Origin of the sequence: Streptomyces sp. Rer75, assembly GCF_013414305.1 — a bacterium.
Classification (GTDB): Bacteria; Actinomycetota; Actinomycetes; order Streptomycetales; family Streptomycetaceae; genus Streptomyces; species Streptomyces himastatinicus.
On record NZ_CP058693.1, the window covers coordinates 6411552 to 6427909 of the forward strand.

Sequence of the window (16358 nt, forward strand, 5' to 3'; positions counted from 1 at the left end):
AGATGGTACGGCGCCGGGGGTACGCGTCGGTAAGCCCGTCAGCGGTCGCGTTCCTCACGCGAGGGAGCGCGCGACGGCGCGGGCCGCCCCTCGTCCAGCTCCCGGACCAGTCCCTCGAACTCGGAGCGGATCCAGTCCCGCGTCGCGACCTCGCCGAGCCCGGCGCGCAGCGACGCGATCTCCCGGGTCAGGAACTCGGTGTCGGCGATGGACCGCTCGTCCCGCGCCCGGTCCTGTTCGAGGTTGACGCGGTCGCGGTCGGCCTGCCGGTACTGGGAGAGCAGGATCAGCGGTGCCGAGTACGACGCCTGGAGCGACAGCATCAGCGTCAGGAAGATGAACGGGAACGGGTCGAACCGCAGCGGGCGCGGGGCCAGGGTGTTCCAGGCCAGCCAGGCGACGACGAAGACCGTCATCCAGGCGATGAAGCGGCCGGTGCCCAGGAAGCGGGCGATCAGCTCCGACGCCCTGCCGAACGCCTCCGGGTCCCAGCGCGGCAGCGGACTGCGGCGGGGCTCCTTGGGCCGGTCGAGACGGCCTCCGTCACCGTCCACCGCCCACCTCCGGGATGTTCACGCCGCCGTACAGCTCGCGCTCCCGCCAGTCGGGCGGCAGCAGATGGTCCAGGACGTCGTCCACGGTCACCGCGCCCAGCAGCGCCCCGCCCTCGTCCACGACCGGCGCCGCCAGCAGGTTGTACGTCGCCAGGTGCCCGGCGACCACGGGCAGCGGGGTGTCCGGGCGCAGCGGCCGCAGATCGGTGTCCACGGCCGCGCCGACGAGGGTGAACGGCGGGTCGCGCAGCAGCCGTTGGAAGTGGATGGTGCCCAGATAGCGCCCGGTGGGCGTCTCGTCGGGCGGGCGGCACACATACACCTGGGCGGCGAGCGCCGGGGTGAGATCCTGGTTGCGCACCCGCGCGAGGGCGTCCGCGACCGTGGCGTCCGGCCGCAGCACGATCGGCTCGGTCGTCATCAGCCCGCCCGCCGAGCCCTCCTCGTACGACATCAGCCGCCGCATGTCGGCCGCGTCCCGGGGCCGCATCAGGGTCAGCAGCCGCTCCTTGTCCCGTTCGGGCAGCTCCGACAGCAGGTCGGCCGCGTCGTCCGGGTCCATGGCCTCCAGGACGTCGGCCGCGCGCTCCTCCTTGAGCTTGCCGAGGATCTCCACCTGGTCGTCGTCGGGCAGCTCCTCCAGGACGTCCGCGAGCCGTTCGTCGTCCAGTGCCGCCGCGACCTCGCCGCGCCGCTTGGCGGAGAGGTGGTGCAGGACGTTGGCGAGGTCGGCGGGGCGCAGCTGCTCGAAGGTGGCCAGCAGGTTCTCCGCGCCCTGCCCGTGCTCCTCCAGCGAGAATCCGGTGACGGCCGACCAGTCCACCGTCAGCGTCTCGCCGCGGCGGCGCAGCGCACCGCTCTTGCCGCGGCGTACGAAGACCTTGTCGATCTCCCACTCGCGGCGCGCGGGCAGCTGGGCCATTCCCACGTCCAGGACCGTGACCTGCTCGCCGGTCTCCACGACCCGCACCGTGCGGTCCAGCAGTTCGCCGAGGACCAGCGTCTCGGTGGGGCGCTGCTCGAAGCGCCGCATGTTGACCACGCCGGTGGTGATGACCTGGCCCGACTCCACGCCGGTCACCCGCGTCATGGGCAGGAAGATGCGGCGGCGGGTGACCACTTCGACGACCAGCCCGAGCACCCGCGGCGGTCGCCCGGCCAGCCGCAGCATCGCCACCAGGTCGCGGACCCGCCCGACCTGGTCGCCGTTCGGGTCGAAGACGGCGACACCGGCCAGATGCGAGACATAGATCCGTGAGGCGCCTGCCGGCATGTCATGCGCCTCCTTCCCGCTACGCATTCGCGCGTATTCGCCGGGTTCAGGCTAGCCTGCCCCGTTCTGCCCCGCCGCCGGACGAGCGGCCCCCGGGACCCTGCGCACACTTCCGTACGGCACCGGTACGCTGCCGTACTGCACCGGACCGGCATCAGGAGGCAGAGCGGACGTGCGCATCCGGAACACGGCTCTCGTCGCGGTGATGTGCGCGGGACTGGCCGCGCTCACCGCGTGCGGCGGCGAAGGGGAGAAGGCGGACCCCGACGCGGGAACGAACGGCGTGGGCAAGCTCCCCGCCAAGAAGATCGAGAGCAAGGCCCGGACGGTGGCGGGGAGCGCGGACGCGGTCCATCTGTCCGGCAGCCTCGTCTCCAAGGGCCGCACCTACAAGGTCGACATGAAGCTGAAGGGCGACGGCGGCACCGGCGTCGTCTCCACCAAGGGCTCCCGCTACGAACTCCTGCGGGTGGGCGAGGAGCTGTACCTCAAGGCGGACGCGGGCTTCTGGGCGCACCAGGGCGCGAGCGGCGGCCACAGCGGCGACGCGGCCGCCGCGGACAAGCTCGACGACAAGTACGTGAAGGTGCCGTCCGGGGACCCCTCCTACAAGCGGCTCAGCGGCTTCACGGACAAGAGCGTCATGCTGGACGGGCTGCTCGGCCTGCACGGCACCATCACCGCGGGCGACCGGGGTGAGGTCGACGGCGTCCGTACGATCCGCATCCTCGGCGGCCAGGGCGGCGGCGGCACCCTCGACGTCTCCCTGGAGGGCCGCCCGTACCCGCTGCGGCTCCAGCGCGCGGGGGGCGCGGGGGTGATCCGGCTGGAGGACTGGAACAAGGACTTCAAGCTGTCCGCGCCGGAGGACGACCACGTCGTCGACTACGGCCAGCAGATCCCCACGGGGACGTAAGCCCCCCAGGGCTCCCAGCGGCAGCTTGAGGAGCGGGGCTCGGGCGGTGATGCCCACCCCAAGCCCCTCTGGGCAACCCCAGCCCCTCTGGGCAACCCCAGCCCCTCCGGCGTTTGAGGAGCGGGGTCCAGGGGCGGTGATGCCCCACACCCCAGCCCCTCCGGCGCTTGAGGAGCGGGGTCCGGGGCGGAGCCCCGGTTTCGGGAAGGGGCGGGGTGGGGAAATCACCCCGCCTTGCGGGCCCGCTTGCCGCGCGCCAGCAGCTTCGGCAGTCCCGCCGGGATCGGCCGCCGCGTCACGGCGGGAGTCGGCAGGGGCGCCGCGGCCAGCGACCCCGTCTCCGCCTCCACGAGCGCCGCGTCGGTCACCGGCTCCAGCCGCAGCACCCGGCACTCCCGGGCCCACCGGTCCGCGATCGCGTCCGCGTCCACCGCGTTCAGCCGCTTGCCCTTCAGCTCGCCGACGGCCGCGGTCCACGCCTCGCCGCCCGGGGTGAGTTCGACCACCCGCGCGGGCCAGCCGACCAGCCGCCCGCCCTTGTCCTTGCTGCGCACGGTCACCGTCGCGGTGCCGCCGTCCACGAGCCCGAGCCCCTTCAGCGGCTGCTCGTCGGGGCCGTCGCCGACGAGGCAGACGGCGCCCTCGTGCCAGATGTGCCACAGGGCACGGGCGGCGCCCTCGGAGCCCTGAACCCAGACCAGGGCGGACTTCTTGGCCGCCTCCTCGACCAGGGCGCGGTCGATCGGGTCCATGGCGTCCAGCGGCGTCGGCGTCTGCGTCATGCGAACAGCCTAGGGGGTGCGTGGCCAGCGCCCTTCGCGCATCCCACCCAGCGAAATGACAGTTCCATGCGCGGCACACGCACCTTACGCTGAGCCCGTGCCCACGACGCGCTCCACCCGCACCGCCCGCACACCCACCGCCGCCACCACCGCACCCCGCCCGGCCCTGGACGCCGCCCTGCTCGCCGTCGCCGTCGCCGGGGTGTCGCTCTCCGCGCCGCTGGCCGCCGCGACCGCGGCCCCCGCCCTCGCCATCGCGTTCTGGCGCAACGCCATGGCGGTCGGCGCGCTCACGCCGCTCGCGCTGTGGCGCCACCGGGGCGAGCTGCGCCGGATGGGGCGCCGGGCGGTGGCGCTCTCGGCCGCCTCGGGGGCGCTGCTCGCCGTGCACTTCGGGGCCTGGCTGCCCAGCCTGCACATGACCTCCGTGGCCTCCTCGACCGCGCTGGTGACCACGACCCCGATCTGGACCGCGCTGCTGCTGCGGCTGCGCGGCCACCGCCCGCCCCCGGCGGCGACCCTCGGCACGGTGCTCGCGTTCCTCGGTGTGGTGATCCTCACCGGGGTCGACCTGTCCGCCTCCCCGCAGGCCCTCGCGGGGGACGCGCTCGCCCTGGTGGGCGGTGTGGCCGCGGCCGGGTACGTGCTGCTGGGGGCGGAGGTGCGCCGGGTGGCGAGCACGACGGCGTACACCTACGTCTGCTACTCCACGACCAGCGTGTGCCTGCTGCTGACCTGCCTGGTCGCGGGGGCGCGGCTGCACGGCTACGGCGGGGACACCTGGCTGAAGCTGGTGCTGCTGATGGTCACCGCGCAGCTGCTCGGGCACACGCTGATCAACCGGGTGGTCAAGGGCCTGGGCCCGTCCGTGACGTCGACCGCGATCCTGCTGGAGACGCCGGGCGCGGCCCTGATCGCGGCGGTGTGGCTGGGCCAGCAGCCGCCGGTCGCCGCCTACCCGGCGCTCGTGGTGATCCTCGGCGGCCTCGCGCTGGTCGTCCTGGCGGACCGCAAGCAGCCCCAGGACGCCCCGCGCACAGCCGGCTAGAGCCAGCCGTTCCGCTTGAACCCGCGGTGGATCGTGACACAGATCCCCACCGTGACGGCCAGCACCATCGGGTAGCCGAACCTCCAGTGCAGCTCCGGCATGTAGTCGAAGTTCATGCCGTAGATCCCGGCGATCATCGTCGGGACGGCGCAGATCGCCGCCCAGGAGGTGATCTTGCGCATGTCCTCGTTCTGGGCGACCGTCGCCTGCGCGAGGTTCGCCTGGAGGATCGAGTTCAGCAGGTCGTCGAAGCCCAGCACCTGCTCGTTGACCCGGGCCAGATGGTCCGCGACGTCCCGGAAGTACTTCTGGATGTCCGGGTCCACCAGCCGCATCGGACGCTCGCTCAGCAGCTGCATCGGCCGCAGCAGCGGCGAAACGGCCCGCTTGAACTCCAGCACCTCCCGCTTGAGCTGGTAGATCCGGCCCGCGTCGCCGCCGCGCCGGGAGGTGGCCTGCGAGAAGACCTCGATCTCGACCTCGTCGATGTCGTCCTGGACGGCGTCGGCGACCGCCAGATACCCGTCCACGACCTGGTCGGCGATGGCGTGCAGCACCGCCGAGGGGCCCTTGGCCAGCAGCTCCGGGTCCTCCTGGAGCCGGTGGCGCAGGGCGCGCAGCGAGCCCTGGCCGCCGTGCCGCACGGTCACGATGAAGTTGTGGCCGGTGAAGCACATCACCTCGCCGGTCTCCACGACCTCGCTGGTCGCGGTGAGTTCGGCGTGCTCCACGTAGTGGATGGTCTTGAAGACGGTGAAGAGGCTGTCGTCGTACCGCTCCAGCTTCGGCCGCTGGTGCGCCTGCACCGCGTCCTCGACGGCCAGTGGGTGTAGCCCGAACTCCTGTGCGATGCCCGCGAACTCGCGCTCGTTCGGCTCGTGCAGACCGATCCAGGCGAAGCCGCCCTCGGCGCGCACCCGCTCCATCGCCTGCGCCGGGCTGACGTGGTCGCTGACCCGCTTCCCGTCGCGGTAGACGGCGCAGTCGACGATCGCGCTGGTGACGGACGGGTCGCGGGTGGTGTCGTAGTTGCTGGCCTTGTGGGTCAGGCGCAGGGCGGGGCGGACGGCTGCACGCAGGTCACGGATCATCGACATGACGGGCTCCTTCACGGGCCGGCCGTCAGCGGCGGGCGCGCGGCGCAGCGCTGCGCCCGGAAGGTGGACGTACGGCACTCCCCAGAGGCGTACGTACGTCCGCAAAGCGGGCGGCGCTCCGTGCGATGACGCTGACGGAAGTTCGCGGAGAACAGAACAGATGCGATACGAAGGCGCTCTGCCGTCACATGCCCTTGATGCGAGAAGACTTCACGTGTTTCACCGCGAGGCGGTGGGGTACGGAAGGTTTCAGATCATGAAGTCGCATACCAAGGGGAAACGACGGGAGAACTGTCGGTACTGCACGGTCGACTCGGATCCACCGCAGCCCCACCTCCTCCGGCCGGTCCCCCTTGGGGGACGACGTATTTCCCTGGGCAGGCTGCAAGGCTATCAGTCGGCAGAACCGTTAAGCCGCCGCTTTGCCCGTTCGATACGCGATCTATGCTCACCGCATGTCAGACGTTACGCAGCTGGTCGAGGCCCGGTTGATCACCGCGCTGGGCAAGCCGGACGCCCGCGCCGCCGTCACGTTCGTCGGTACGGACCGCATCGAGGTGCTGCGTTTCCGCGCGGACGGGAACATCGTCCGGTACGCCACCCTCGGCATGTCGGACCATCCGATGACCGACCCCACCGCCGCCATCGCCGACCACCTCCGCGGCCCGCGCGCCGAGCTGGTCCTCACCATGCGCAGCGGCGCCCCCGGCCCCGCCTCCGACGTCCTGGACGAGGTGCTGCGCCCGCTCGCCGTGCTGGCCGCCTCGCCGCAGGTCGAGGGCGTGGTGGTGACCCCGGGCGCGTCCCTGGAGCTGGGCGGCCCGCTGTGGCCCGGGGCGCCCTTCACCTCCGTACTCGTCGGCGAACCGGGCGGCCTGGTCCAGGACTTGGAGCTGATCGAGCCGATGGAGCCGGTGCGCTTCCTGCCGCTGCTGCCGATGACCGGGAACGAGGCGGCGTGGAAGCGGGTCCACGGCGCCGGCGCCCTCCAGGACCGCTGGCTGCGGCACGGCACGGACCTGCGCGATCCGGCCCGGTCCGGAGTGCCGCTCGGGTGACGCCCGTCGGAAGCCGTTGTGAGCCCATCGCGTGCCCGTCGGAGCCCGTTCCCTCCACACGGGTGATCGTCCTTGACGTGGGGACGGGCGGGGAGGACCGTGGGGCCCTATGAGGGGCGAACCCAGTTGCCCGAAGTGCGGTGGCCGGGTGCGTGCGCCCGGTCTCTTCGCCGACTCCTGGCAGTGCGGTGTGCACGGCACGGTGCATCCCGTTCAGCCGGTCGTCCCGCCGAGCGTCGAAGCACTCGTGGTGGTCACCAACCGCGCCCGGGTGCCCGTATGGATGCCGTGGCCGCTGCCCGTCGGCTGGCTGTTCACCGGGGTCGCGTGCGCCGGTGACGACCGCAACGGCGGCCGCGCGACCGTCGTCGCCTGCTCGGGCCCCGGCCCGCTGGGCGGCCCGGGGGAGCTGCTGCTGATCGCGGAGGAGCTGGGCGTGGGGCTCGGCGCGCGGTACGCGGGCATCCCGGGCCCCGACCCCGGACCCGGGATGCGGGTGGACAAGCCGCCGCACGTCAAGGTGCTGGCCGCCGGGCGGCCCACCCCGCTGTGGCACGTCGAGGGCACCCCGGACGACCGCGCGGTGTTCGCGGGCGAGGCGTGCGGGCTGTGGCTGTGGGCGGTGGTCTGGCCCGAGCAGACCGGGCTGCTGATGTACGACGAGATGGTGCTCACCGATCTGCGGGACGCGGGCGCCGAAGTGGACCTGGTGCCGTGCGGCGCGCTGTCGCCGCGGCTGCTGTCCTGACGTACGGACCGTAACGCGCGCACCGCAGCGACCACCCCTGACCCGGGGCCGCGGTACGGACCGCAATGATCACCCCCTGACGCGGGCATGCCCTGGACTGCGGCTACCCTGAAGCAGGCTGCTTGTTCACCTTGTAACCGCTGGGAGCCCGCGTTCGTGCGCATCGACCTGCACACCCACTCCACCGCGTCGGACGGTACGGACACCCCCGCCGAGCTGGTGCGCAATGCCGCCGCGGCCGGTCTGGACGTCGTCGCGCTCACCGATCACGACACGGTCGGCGGCTACGAGGAGGCGGCCGGGGCGCTGCCGGAGGGGCTGACGCTGGTCACCGGCGCCGAGCTGTCCTGCCGCCTGGGCGGGGTGAGCCTGCACATGCTGGCGTACCTCTTCGATCCGGCCGAACCCGAGCTGGCGCGCGAGCGCGAGCTGGTGCGCGACGACCGGGTGCCCCGGGCCAAGGGGATGGTCGCGAAGCTGCGCGAGCTGGGCGTGCCCGTCACCTGGGAGCGGGTGGCGGAGATCGCCGGGGACGGGGCCGTCGGACGGCCGCACATCGCGACCGCGATGGTCGAGGCGGGCGTCGTGGAGAGCGTCTCGGACGCGTTCTCCTCGGAGTGGCTGGCGAACGGCGGCCGGGCGTACGTGGAGAAGCACGAGCTGGACCCCTTCGAGGCGGTCCGGCTGGTCAAGGGCGCGGGCGGGGTCGCCGTCTTCGCGCATCCGCTGGCCGTCAAGCGCGGCGAGTGCGTACCGGAGAGCGCGATCGGGGAGCTGGCCGCGGCCGGTCTCGACGGCATCGAGGTCGACCACATGGACCACGACGAGCCCACGAGGGCCCGGCTGCGCGCGATCGCCGCCGAGCACGGGCTGCTCACCACGGGCTCCAGCGACTACCACGGCAGCCGTAAGACCTGTCGGCTCGGCGAGTACACCACCCACCCCGAGGTCTACGCCGAGATCGTGCGCCGGGCGGCGCTGGCCCCACGCGAAGCGCCCCCGCACGACGTCGTACGGGGGCGGCTGCGGTAACGCGTTCAGGTGTGGTCACCCTCGTCTCGTCGGTGACCCGTCTGCGTCTGTGTCTGCTGCTTCTGCGTCGGTGCTACTACCGGGCTGCGGTTTCGGCTGGACGGATGTAGATGCGCTGGCCGATCGCGGCGGCCTGCTGCACGATCCGGTTGACGGAGGCGGCGTCCACGACGGTGCTGTCCACGGCGTTGCCGTCGACATCGTCAAGACGCATGATCTCGAAGCGCTGCAAGGCTTCTCCCTTCGTCTGATCCTCCTGCTGGAGAACTGGTGTGTACGGGAGACGCGCGGCGTCGCTGCCGCGCGTTCCACAACCTGTTCAACGAAGCATGCCGTGAAAAGATTCCCTACGCTAATGAAATTTTTCGCCAGACTAAGTATTCCCTGGTCGGGCGCCGATCAGACGGAGTCCGGTTGTGCCCCTCCGGAAGGGGCCCGGAGAATGAACCGCGTATGAGTGACGTGATGCCCCCGGGCCAACCAGACCTCGCCTCGATCGTCGACGGCATCGAGCGCACCAATGAGCTGCTACAGCGTGTGCTGGCCGAGGTCGCGACCACGCCCTCCACTCACGCGATCTTCGTGGACGCCGGATATGTCTACGCGGCCGCGGGGCGGCTCGTCGCCGGAACGGAGGACCGCCGGGCCTTCGAGCTGGACGCGGAGGGGATCATCGAGGCGTTCATCGACAAGGCCCGGATGATCTTCCCGGACAGCCGGCTGCTGCGGGTCTACTGGTTCGACGGGGCCCGGCGCCGCATCCACACCCCGGAGCAGCAGAGCATCGCCGAGCTGCCCGACGTCAAGGTCCGCCTGGGCAACCTCAACGCCAACAACCAGCAGAAGGGCGTCGACTCACTCATCCGCTCCGACCTCGAATCCCTCGCCCGGCACCGGGCCATCGGCGACGCCGTGCTGATCGGCGGCGACGAGGACCTCGTCTCCGCCGTCGAAGCCGCGCAGGGCTACGGAGCGCGCGTCCACCTGTGGGGCATCGAGGCCCTCGACGGGCGCAACCAGGCCGAGCCGCTGCTGTGGGAGGTCGACAGCCAGCGCACCTTCGACCTCGACTTCTGCAAGCCGTACGTCACCCGGCGGGCCACCGGCTACGAGCCGAACGGCGACACGCCGCTGTGCGGGCCCGCGCCCTCCCGCGACGAGGTGCGCTTCATCGGCGCGCAGATCGCCGCCCAGTGGCTCTCCGCACGCGGCCGCGAAAGCCTCGCCGACCTGCTGCCCGGCCACCCCTACCTGCCCGGCTCGGTCGACCAGGAGCTGCTGATCGACGCGGAGGGGATGCTGCGGCTGTCCCTGCGCGCCCACGCCGACCTGCGGCGCGCGCTGCGGGACGGCTTCTGGGAGCACCTCCAGGCGCAGTACTAGGAACTTTTACGGGGCGATGCTCTCCCAGAACCTGACCAGCGCGTCCGCCGTGGGATGCGGCCGCTCCGCGTTGGGGGAGTGCTCCGCGCCCTCGATCACGGTCCGGTGGGCGGACAGCCGCTCCGCCATCGCGTCCATCAGCGGCACCGGCCAGGCGTAGTCCACCTCGCCCGACAGCACATGCTTGGGGAGCGCCGTCGCGGCCAGCTCCCCGACCCGGTCCGGCTCGCCGTTCAGCTGCCGCCCGGTGGCCATCAGCTGCTCCGGAACGGTGCCCATCCAGCGCGTGTGCAGGAAGTCCCGTACGCCGGGCGGGGTCACCTCATCGGCCGCCTCCGGCGGATCGAGTTCCCGCATCGCCTGCCACACGGACTCCATGTCCATCGTGCTCAGCGCGTCGATCAGCAGCTTGGTGCGGGTCTGCTGCGGGGGTGCGATGGCGGCGGGCCCGGAACTCATGATCGTGAGCGAGGCGAAGGCGGCGGGGGAGCGGAGCACGGCGGCCCGTGCGATCAGCCCGCCCAGCGAGTGCCCCAGCACATGCACCGGCCCCGCGCCGTCCGCCAGCGCCGTGGCCTGGGCCAGCAGATCCCGCGCCAGCTCGTCCTGCGCGTACGCGGCCTCGTCGCGCGGCCCGCGGCTCTCGTGCTGCCCCCGCCCGTCGACCGCGACCGCCCGGAACCCGGCGGCGGCCAGCGGCTCCAGGAGCGCGATGAAGTCCTCCTTGCTCCCGGTGAACCCCGGCACCAGCAACACGGTCCCCCGCGACGAGCGCGCGGGCCGCGCGTCATGCACGGCGAACTCGCCACGCGCGGTCGACAGCCGGAGGGCGCGGGCGCCCGAGGGAAGGGTGAGAAACGGCGGCCTGCTCATGAGGACGAGGCTATACAGGACGCGGAGAACGGGGCGTGAACGCTGCGTTGTGCCTCCCGCAGGGGTTGGGGGGCGGAGCCCTGGCGTCCCCGCCGCGCCCGCCCCCCGCGGTGGGCGTACGCACGCCCGGGGCCTGCCGCGGGCGCGGGCGGGCGCGCGATGCACCCGGGGCGGGCGTGCCCGATGGGCTGGCTGGTGCGCCGGGGGACGGTGCTTCGGGGTCTGGCGGCTTCGGGGGCGCGGGCGCCCTGGGTTGGCGCGCAACGGTCGCTGCCCGGTGGGCCTGGCGCGCCGGTGGTCTGGTGCACCAGGAGCTGACGCACTCCGAAGTTCCGACGCACCGGGGTTCGGCCCGTCCGGCGGCTGACGTACTCCGCGATTTGGCGCGCTCGGGCGGCCTCCCCGGGGGTCTGGCGCAACGGGGCTGAGCTGGTGCGCCGGGGGATTGGGCGCCCGGGTCTGGCGGGCTGGAGTATCCGGTGGGCTGCCCGGGGCTGGCGCGGCCGGGCCTGGCGTGCTGGGCGCTGTCGAGCGCCTGGGTTTGGCCCCCGGGCCCTGACGCGCCCGGGGCCTGATCCGCGGTGCGGATCAGGCCCCGTCGGGTGCTGGGTGCCGTCAGGCCTCGGGAGTGGTGTCCGCCGCGGTGCGGGTGCGGGTGCGGCGGCGTGCGGGCTTCGCCTCGGCCTCGTCGGGCTGCGCGGTTGCCTCCGCGGCCTTGGCCGTCGTACGGGTGCGACGGCGCGGCTTGGCGGGGGCCTCGGCCTCCGCGACCGCCGTCTCCGCGGTGGCGGCCTTGGCCCGGGTACGGCGCCGCGGCGTGGTCGTGGCGGCTTCGGCCGCCTCGGTCCCGGCGGTCTCGGCCTCGGCCGTCTCCGCCTTGGCGCGGGTGCGGCGGCGGGGCTTGGCGGGGGCTTCCTCGGCTGCCTCGGTCGTGCCTTCGGCGGTGGCGACGGCCGTTTCGGCGGTGGTCGCCTTCGCGCGGGTGCGGCGGCGGGGCTTGGCCGGGGCTTCCTCGGCTGCCTCGGTCGTGCCTTCGGCGGTGGCGACGGCCGTTTCGGCGGCGGCTGCCTTGGTGCGGGTGCGGCGGCGGGGCTTGGCGGGGGTCTCCTCCGCCGGGGCATCCGCTGCCGGGGCCTCCGCCGTGTCGACGGCGGTGACGGCCGCGGCGTCCGCCTCGACCGGCGCGCCGGACCGGGTGCGGCGACGGCGGCGCGGGCGGCGCGCTTCGGTCGCGGACTCGGTGCCCTCCGTCTCCGTGGGGGCCGAGGCGTCCACCGTCTGGCCACCGCGGGTGCGGCGGCGGACCCGCGGGGTGCGGGTGCGGCGCGCGGGGCGCTCCTCCGTGACGGAGGACCGGCGGCCGCGGCCGCCGGTCTCGCCGAGGTCCTCGATCTCCTCGGCGGCCAGCCCGGCCCGGGTGCGCTCGGCGCGCGGCAGGACACCGGTGGTGCCCTTCGGGATGCTCAGCAGCTCGAACAGGTGGGCGGAGGTCGAGTACGTCTCCTCCGGGTCGTTGAACGGCAGGTCCAGCGCCTTGTTGATCAGCTGCCAGCGCGGGATGTCGTCCCAGTCGACGAGCGTGATGGCCGTACCCGAGGCGCCCGCGCGGCCGGTGCGGCCGATGCGGTGCAGGTAGGTCTTCTCGTCCTCGGGGGACTGGTAGTTGATCACATGGGTGACGCCCTCGACGTCGATGCCGCGCGCGGCGACGTCGGTGCAGACCAGGACGTCGACCTTGCCGTTGCGGAAGGCGCGCAGCGCCTGCTCGCGGGCGCCCTGGCCGAGGTCGCCGTGGACCGCGCCGGAGGCGAACCCGCGGCGGGAGAGCTGGTCGGCGATGTCGGCGGCGGTGCGCTTCGTACGGCAGAAGATCATCGCGAGCCCGCGGCCGTCGGCCTGAAGGATGCGCGAGACCAGCTCGGGCTTGTCCATCGAGTGGGCCCGGAAGACGTGCTGGGTGGTGTTGGCGACGGTCTGGCCCTCGTCGTCCGGCGCGGTGGCGCGGATGTGCGTGGGCTGCGACATGTAGCGGCGGGCGAGACCGATGACGGCGCCCGGCATGGTCGCCGAGAACAGCATGGTCTGGCGCTTGGCGGGCAACAGCTGGATGATCTTCTCGACGTCGGGGAGGAAGCCCAGGTCGAGCATCTCGTCGGCCTCGTCGAGGACGAGCGCCTTGACGGACGAGAGCCGCAGCTTCTTCTGGCCCGCGAGGTCGAGCAGTCGGCCGGGGGTGCCGACGACCACGTCGACGCCCTTCTTCAGGGCCTCGACCTGCGGTTCGTACGCGCGGCCGCCGTAGATCGACAGGACGCGGACGGCGCGGACCTTGCCTGCGGTGAGCAGGTCGTTGGTGACCTGCTGGCACAGCTCGCGGGTGGGGACGACCACGAGCGCCTGCGGGGCGTCGGTGAGCTGGTCGGGCTTGGCCCGGCCCGCCTCGATGTCCGCGGGGACGACGACGCGCTCCAGCAGCGGGAGGCCGAAGCCCAGCGTCTTGCCGGTGCCGGTCTTGGCCTGGCCGATGACGTCGGAGCCGGAGAGGGCCACCGGAAGCGTCATCTCTTGGATGGGGAACGGGGACGTGATGCCGACGGCCTCGAGGGCCTCGGCTGTCTCGGGGAGGATCCCGAGTTCTCGGAACGTGGTCAGGATGCTTGCCTCTTCTGTGAGACGCGGCGAGAGGCGGCGAAGGGGGTCGCACGGCGCCCGGGGTACACCGGCTTTGGCTGGCCGGTTCGGCGCGGGACCACTGCCCTCGCTCGAGCGCTCACGCCGCGAGCGGGTCCCTCCTGCCGTGCACATGAAGATGCGCGCCGCGCGGAGGGCGGTCGGGTGTTAGGAGCCGATCGGGCCACCGACCGGGCATCCGCATTCGTGGAACGACCCGCCGATACTCGACGGGTGCAAATACCACTGTACCCCGGAAGTGCGCATCTGTGACCGGCCAACCCGAACCGGGGCGTGGGGGGACTTGGCTGACCAGCCCCTTCCTCGGCCGGTCGGGCGGACTATTGTGCGCTCCATGGAGACGTCTGACACGCCTGAGACCGAGAAGACCCCGACCGGGATCGCCGCCCAGGACTGGGACACGGCCGCGGCCGACCCGCAGTACCGGGCCGCGGTGGTGGACCTGCTCGGGGCGCTCGCCTATGGCGAGCTGGCCGCCTTCGAGCGGCTCGCGGAGGACGCCAAGCTGGCGCCCACGCTGGAGGACAAGGCGGAGCTGGCGAAGATGGCGTCGGCCGAGTTCCACCACTTCGAGCGGCTGCGGGACCGGCTGGCGGCGGTCGGCGAGGAGCCGACCGCGGCGATGGAGCCTTTCGCGGCGGCGCTGGACGGGTTCCACCGCCAGACCGCGCCGTCGGACTGGCTGGAGGGCCTGGTCAAGGCGTACGTGGGCGACTCGATCGCCAGTGACTTCTACCGCGAGGTGGCGGCCCGGCTCGACTCGGACACCCGCGACCTGGTGCTCCAGGTGCTGGACGACACCGGGCACGCGTCCTTCGCGGTGGAGAAGGTGCGCGCCGCGATCGAGGCCGACCCGAGGGTCGGCGGACGGCTGGCGCTGTGGGCCCGGCGGCTGATGGGCGAGGCGCTGTCGCAGGCGCAGCGGGTGGTCGCGGACCGCGACGCGCTGTCCACGATGCTGGTGGGCGGGCTGGCCGACGGCTTCGACCTGGCCGAGGTCGGCAAGATGTTCTCGCGGATCACCGAGGCGCACACCAAGCGGATGTCGGCGCTGGGCCTGGCGGCGTAGGGCTCCACGGGCACGGGCCGCGGGCGTGGACAAGGGCTCCGGGGGTTCCGGAGCCCTCGCGCACCGCGCCCCGGCGAGCCCGGAACGGAGCCCGGAACGGCTCGGAGCCGGGGACGGCTCAGGCCGGGACCGAGCGGCGGCGGCCGGCCCGGGGCCGGATGAGCAGCGACAGCAGGGCCGCGGCGAAGCCGAGCGCGACCATGAGGACGACCGCCGAGTGGCCCGAGCCCAGCACGGTGTGGGCGATCATCGCGCCGAAGAACGCCGCGCCGGGGCCGGTGGACAGGACGAGGGGCGTGGCGGGCAGCCGTCGGGGCAGCCGTCGGCTCGCCCCGTACGCGATGGCGAGACCGATCAGTACCGAGCCGAGCGCTTCCCAGAAGATCATGGCGCGTCCTTCCCGTGAGCGGATCGGGACCGAAGCGTGATCACGCGTCGGTCCTGCCGGTCCTACCCGGGCCCAGGCGGGGGCAACCCTGATCGAGGGGGCGGGCTGCGGCGTACCGGCGCACTAGGGGGTGTCTTGCCGATCAGGCCGGATCAGCGAGCGGCGTCTGGTGCGGTAGCTCGCAAGCCGCGTGAGGAGAGCGCAGCGGCGCTGCGTGCGACGAGCGCGGCGCCGCGAGATGCCGTGCCAGGCGTCGGGAGCCCGGCATGATCGGCACGACACCCCCTACAGAGGCGGGGCCCGGTGGGACATTCCCCACCGGGCCCCGCCGCCGTCGCGTCAACGGCTCAGAGCGCGCTGAATCCGACCTTGCGGGCGCTCGGCTCGCCGATCTCGACGTAGGCGAGCCGGTCGGCCGGAACCAGGACCTTGCGGCCGTGTTCGTCCACCAGGCTCAGCACCGGCGCCTTGCCGGCGAGCGCGTCGGACACCGCGCGCTCGACGTCCTCGACGGACTGCCCGCTCTCCAAGGTGATCTCGCGGGGCGCGTGCTGCACGCCGATCTTGACCTCCACGGCCTTGTCCCTCCGACGGTCATGTGGTGCGCGGCCGTCCGCGCTGTACGCAGCACACATTAGCCCGGGAACCGGGCCCGCTGGGCGGTGCGGGACAAGCCCGCAGCGAACACGGTCAGTGTCCGCTCTCCGCTCCGTGCAGCGGGAAGCCCGCGATACCGCGCCAGGCGAGCGAGGTGAGCAACTGCACAGCGGTGTCCCGGGGGACGGCGCTGCCGCTGGAGAGCCAGTAGCGCGCGACGACCTGTGAGACGCCGCCGAGGCCGACGGCCAGCAGCATGGACTCGTCCTTGGAGAGCCCGGTGTCCTCGGCGATCACCTCGCTGATCGCCTCGGCGCACTGGAGCGAGACCCGGTCCACGCGCTCGCGCACGGCGGGCTCGTTGGTGAGGTCGGACTCGAAGACGAGCCGGAAGGCGCCGCCCTCCTCCTCGACGTACGCGAAGTACGCGTCCATCGTGGCGGCGACCCGCTGCTTGTTCTCGGTCGTCGAGGCGAGCGCGGTGCGCACCGCCTGGAGCAGGGCCTCGCAGTGCTGGTCGAGCAGGGCGAGATACAGCTCCAGCTTGCCCGGGAAGTGCTGGTAGAGCACGGGCTTGCTGACCCCGGCGCGCTCGGCGATGTCGTCCATCGCAGCCGCGTGATAGCCCTGTGCGACGAAGACCTCCTGGGCTGCCCCCAGGAGCTGGTTGCGTCGGGCTCGGCGCGGCAGGCGCGTACCCCGCGGGCGCGCCTCGGTCTGCTCGATGGCTGTCACGCCGCCTCCCATTGAATGTTCCGAGCACGGTGTCCACCGCGCCCGCCATCGTACTTTTGGGTAACAGGGCCGCGCGCGGTCCGTGCGGAGATTTTCACGGACTGGACTCTACGA

Annotated in this window: 17 protein-coding genes; 7 read left to right on the forward strand and 10 right to left on the reverse strand. The window is 72.9% G+C overall.

The genetic code is table 11. The features are described from left to right. Positions 1-38: 38 nt before the first annotated feature. Positions 39-554, reverse strand: a complete 516-nt coding sequence (locus tag HYQ63_RS27840) for a DUF1003 domain-containing protein (protein WP_179936623.1) — start codon at positions 552-554, stop codon at positions 39-41. Then, complete coding sequence (locus HYQ63_RS27845; RefSeq protein WP_179936624.1) at positions 544-1827, reverse strand: magnesium transporter MgtE N-terminal domain-containing protein; 1284 nt, start codon at positions 1825-1827, stop codon at positions 544-546. Before HYQ63_RS27845 ends, HYQ63_RS27840 begins: the two co-directional genes overlap by 11 nt. A 205-nt stretch (positions 1828-2032) precedes the next feature. Between HYQ63_RS27845 and HYQ63_RS27850 the strand changes: the two genes are divergently transcribed. Beyond that, positions 2033-2743 (forward strand): hypothetical protein, encoded by a 711-nt coding sequence (locus tag HYQ63_RS27850; RefSeq protein ID WP_257232654.1) that lies wholly within the window; start codon positions 2033-2035, stop codon positions 2741-2743. Between the two features lie 224 nt (positions 2744-2967). On the opposite strand, the gene HYQ63_RS27855 is transcribed toward HYQ63_RS27850, so the two are convergent. After that, positions 2968-3525 carry a hypothetical protein gene (locus tag HYQ63_RS27855; RefSeq protein WP_257232206.1) on the reverse strand — a complete coding sequence of 186 codons (558 nt, stop codon included), beginning with the start codon at positions 3523-3525 and terminating at the stop codon, positions 2968-2970. 55 nt (positions 3526-3580) lie between these two features. On the opposite strand from HYQ63_RS27855, the gene HYQ63_RS27860 reads away from it, so the two are divergent. Beyond that, positions 3581-4573 (forward strand): DMT family transporter, encoded by a 993-nt coding sequence (locus tag HYQ63_RS27860; RefSeq protein WP_179936626.1) that lies wholly within the window; start codon positions 3581-3583, stop codon positions 4571-4573. Here the strand turns inward: HYQ63_RS27860 and HYQ63_RS27865 are convergent. Continuing rightward, positions 4570-5670 (reverse strand): magnesium and cobalt transport protein CorA, encoded by a 1101-nt coding sequence (locus HYQ63_RS27865; RefSeq protein ID WP_123106555.1) that lies wholly within the window; start codon positions 5668-5670, stop codon positions 4570-4572. The genes HYQ63_RS27860 and HYQ63_RS27865 overlap by 4 nt on opposite strands. Positions 5671-6125: 455 nt before the next feature. Here HYQ63_RS27865 and HYQ63_RS27870 point away from each other — a divergent pair, with 455 nt between their 5' ends. From HYQ63_RS27870 to HYQ63_RS27880, 3 genes are all read left to right on the forward strand, one after another. Then, the gene (locus HYQ63_RS27870; protein ID WP_179936627.1) at positions 6126-6728 is read left to right on the forward strand and encodes a suppressor of fused domain protein; all 603 of its coding nucleotides are present in this window, start codon (positions 6126-6128) and stop codon (positions 6726-6728) included. 109 nt (positions 6729-6837) lie between these two features. After that, positions 6838-7476, forward strand: a complete 639-nt coding sequence (locus tag HYQ63_RS27875) for a DUF6758 family protein (RefSeq protein ID WP_179936628.1) — start codon at positions 6838-6840, stop codon at positions 7474-7476. Positions 7477-7632: 156 nt separating this feature from the next. Then, entirely contained in the window at positions 7633-8508 is an 876-nt protein-coding gene (locus tag HYQ63_RS27880; RefSeq protein ID WP_179936629.1) for a PHP domain-containing protein, read from the forward strand. Positions 8509-8584: 76 nt separating this feature from the next. Here HYQ63_RS27880 and HYQ63_RS27885 read toward each other — a convergent pair whose 3' ends face one another. Next, positions 8585-8740 carry a hypothetical protein gene (locus HYQ63_RS27885; RefSeq protein WP_009715242.1) on the reverse strand — a complete coding sequence of 52 codons (156 nt, stop codon included), beginning with the start codon at positions 8738-8740 and terminating at the stop codon, positions 8585-8587. Between the two features lie 221 nt (positions 8741-8961). Here HYQ63_RS27885 and HYQ63_RS27890 point away from each other — a divergent pair, with 221 nt between their 5' ends. Then, a complete protein-coding gene (locus HYQ63_RS27890; RefSeq protein WP_009715241.1) occupies positions 8962-9891 on the forward strand; it encodes an NYN domain-containing protein in 930 nt (309 codons plus the stop codon). A 6-nt stretch (positions 9892-9897) separates the two neighbouring features. Here the strand turns inward: HYQ63_RS27890 and HYQ63_RS27895 are convergent, their stop codons facing one another. Together HYQ63_RS27895 and HYQ63_RS27900 are read right to left on the reverse strand one after the other, a co-directional pair. Next, on the reverse strand, positions 9898-10764 hold the full coding sequence (locus HYQ63_RS27895; RefSeq protein ID WP_179936630.1) for an alpha/beta fold hydrolase: 867 nt from the start codon (positions 10762-10764) through the stop codon (positions 9898-9900). 615 nt (positions 10765-11379) lie between these two features. Continuing rightward, complete coding sequence (locus tag HYQ63_RS27900) at positions 11380-13326, reverse strand: DEAD/DEAH box helicase (RefSeq protein ID WP_257232207.1); 1947 nt, start codon at positions 13324-13326, stop codon at positions 11380-11382. Between the two features lie 463 nt (positions 13327-13789). Between HYQ63_RS27900 and HYQ63_RS27905 the strand changes: the two genes are divergently transcribed. Next, entirely contained in the window at positions 13790-14524 is a 735-nt protein-coding gene (locus HYQ63_RS27905; protein WP_039937705.1) for a ferritin-like fold-containing protein, read from the forward strand. A gap of 118 nt (positions 14525-14642) precedes the next feature. On the opposite strand, the gene HYQ63_RS27910 is transcribed toward HYQ63_RS27905, so the two are convergent. The 3 genes from HYQ63_RS27910 to HYQ63_RS27920 all read right to left on the reverse strand — a co-directional run bounded on the left by HYQ63_RS27910 (position 14643) and on the right by HYQ63_RS27920 (position 16244). Further along, positions 14643-14912: a hypothetical protein gene (locus tag HYQ63_RS27910; protein WP_123106287.1), complete on the reverse strand. Its 270-nt coding sequence runs from the start codon at positions 14910-14912 to the stop codon at positions 14643-14645. 347 nt (positions 14913-15259) lie between these two features. Next, positions 15260-15487 (reverse strand): DUF3107 domain-containing protein, encoded by a 228-nt coding sequence (locus tag HYQ63_RS27915; protein WP_179936632.1) that lies wholly within the window; start codon positions 15485-15487, stop codon positions 15260-15262. Positions 15488-15602: 115 nt separating this feature from the next. Beyond that, positions 15603-16244 carry a TetR/AcrR family transcriptional regulator gene (locus HYQ63_RS27920; RefSeq protein WP_123106289.1) on the reverse strand — a complete coding sequence of 214 codons (642 nt, stop codon included), beginning with the start codon at positions 16242-16244 and terminating at the stop codon, positions 15603-15605. Between the last annotated feature and the right edge of the window lie 114 nt (positions 16245-16358).

Excerpts from the sequence above, each read along its gene's own strand:
- HYQ63_RS27845 (WP_179936624.1), bottom strand. The coding sequence starts at position 1,827 with ATGCCGGCAGGCGCCTCACGGATCTATGTCTCGCATCTGGCCGGTGTC.
- HYQ63_RS27850 (WP_257232654.1), top strand. The coding sequence starts at position 2,033 with ATGTGCGCGGGACTGGCCGCGCTCACCGCGTGCGGCGGCGAAGGGGAG.
- HYQ63_RS27855 (WP_257232206.1), bottom strand. The coding sequence starts at position 3,525 with ATGACGCAGACGCCGACGCCGCTGGACGCCATGGACCCGATCGACCGC.
- HYQ63_RS27860 (WP_179936626.1), top strand. The coding sequence starts at position 3,581 with ATGACAGTTCCATGCGCGGCACACGCACCTTACGCTGAGCCCGTGCCC.
- HYQ63_RS27865 (WP_123106555.1), bottom strand. The coding sequence starts at position 5,670 with ATGTCGATGATCCGTGACCTGCGTGCAGCCGTCCGCCCCGCCCTGCGC.
- HYQ63_RS27870 (WP_179936627.1), top strand. The coding sequence starts at position 6,126 with ATGTCAGACGTTACGCAGCTGGTCGAGGCCCGGTTGATCACCGCGCTG.
- HYQ63_RS27875 (WP_179936628.1), top strand. The coding sequence starts at position 6,838 with ATGAGGGGCGAACCCAGTTGCCCGAAGTGCGGTGGCCGGGTGCGTGCG.
- HYQ63_RS27890 (WP_009715241.1), top strand. The coding sequence starts at position 8,962 with ATGAGTGACGTGATGCCCCCGGGCCAACCAGACCTCGCCTCGATCGTC.
- HYQ63_RS27895 (WP_179936630.1), bottom strand. The coding sequence starts at position 10,764 with ATGAGCAGGCCGCCGTTTCTCACCCTTCCCTCGGGCGCCCGCGCCCTC.
- HYQ63_RS27900 (WP_257232207.1), bottom strand. The coding sequence starts at position 13,326 with ATGACGCTTCCGGTGGCCCTCTCCGGCTCCGACGTCATCGGCCAGGCC.
- HYQ63_RS27905 (WP_039937705.1), top strand. The coding sequence starts at position 13,790 with ATGGAGACGTCTGACACGCCTGAGACCGAGAAGACCCCGACCGGGATC.
- HYQ63_RS27910 (WP_123106287.1), bottom strand. The coding sequence starts at position 14,912 with ATGATCTTCTGGGAAGCGCTCGGCTCGGTACTGATCGGTCTCGCCATC.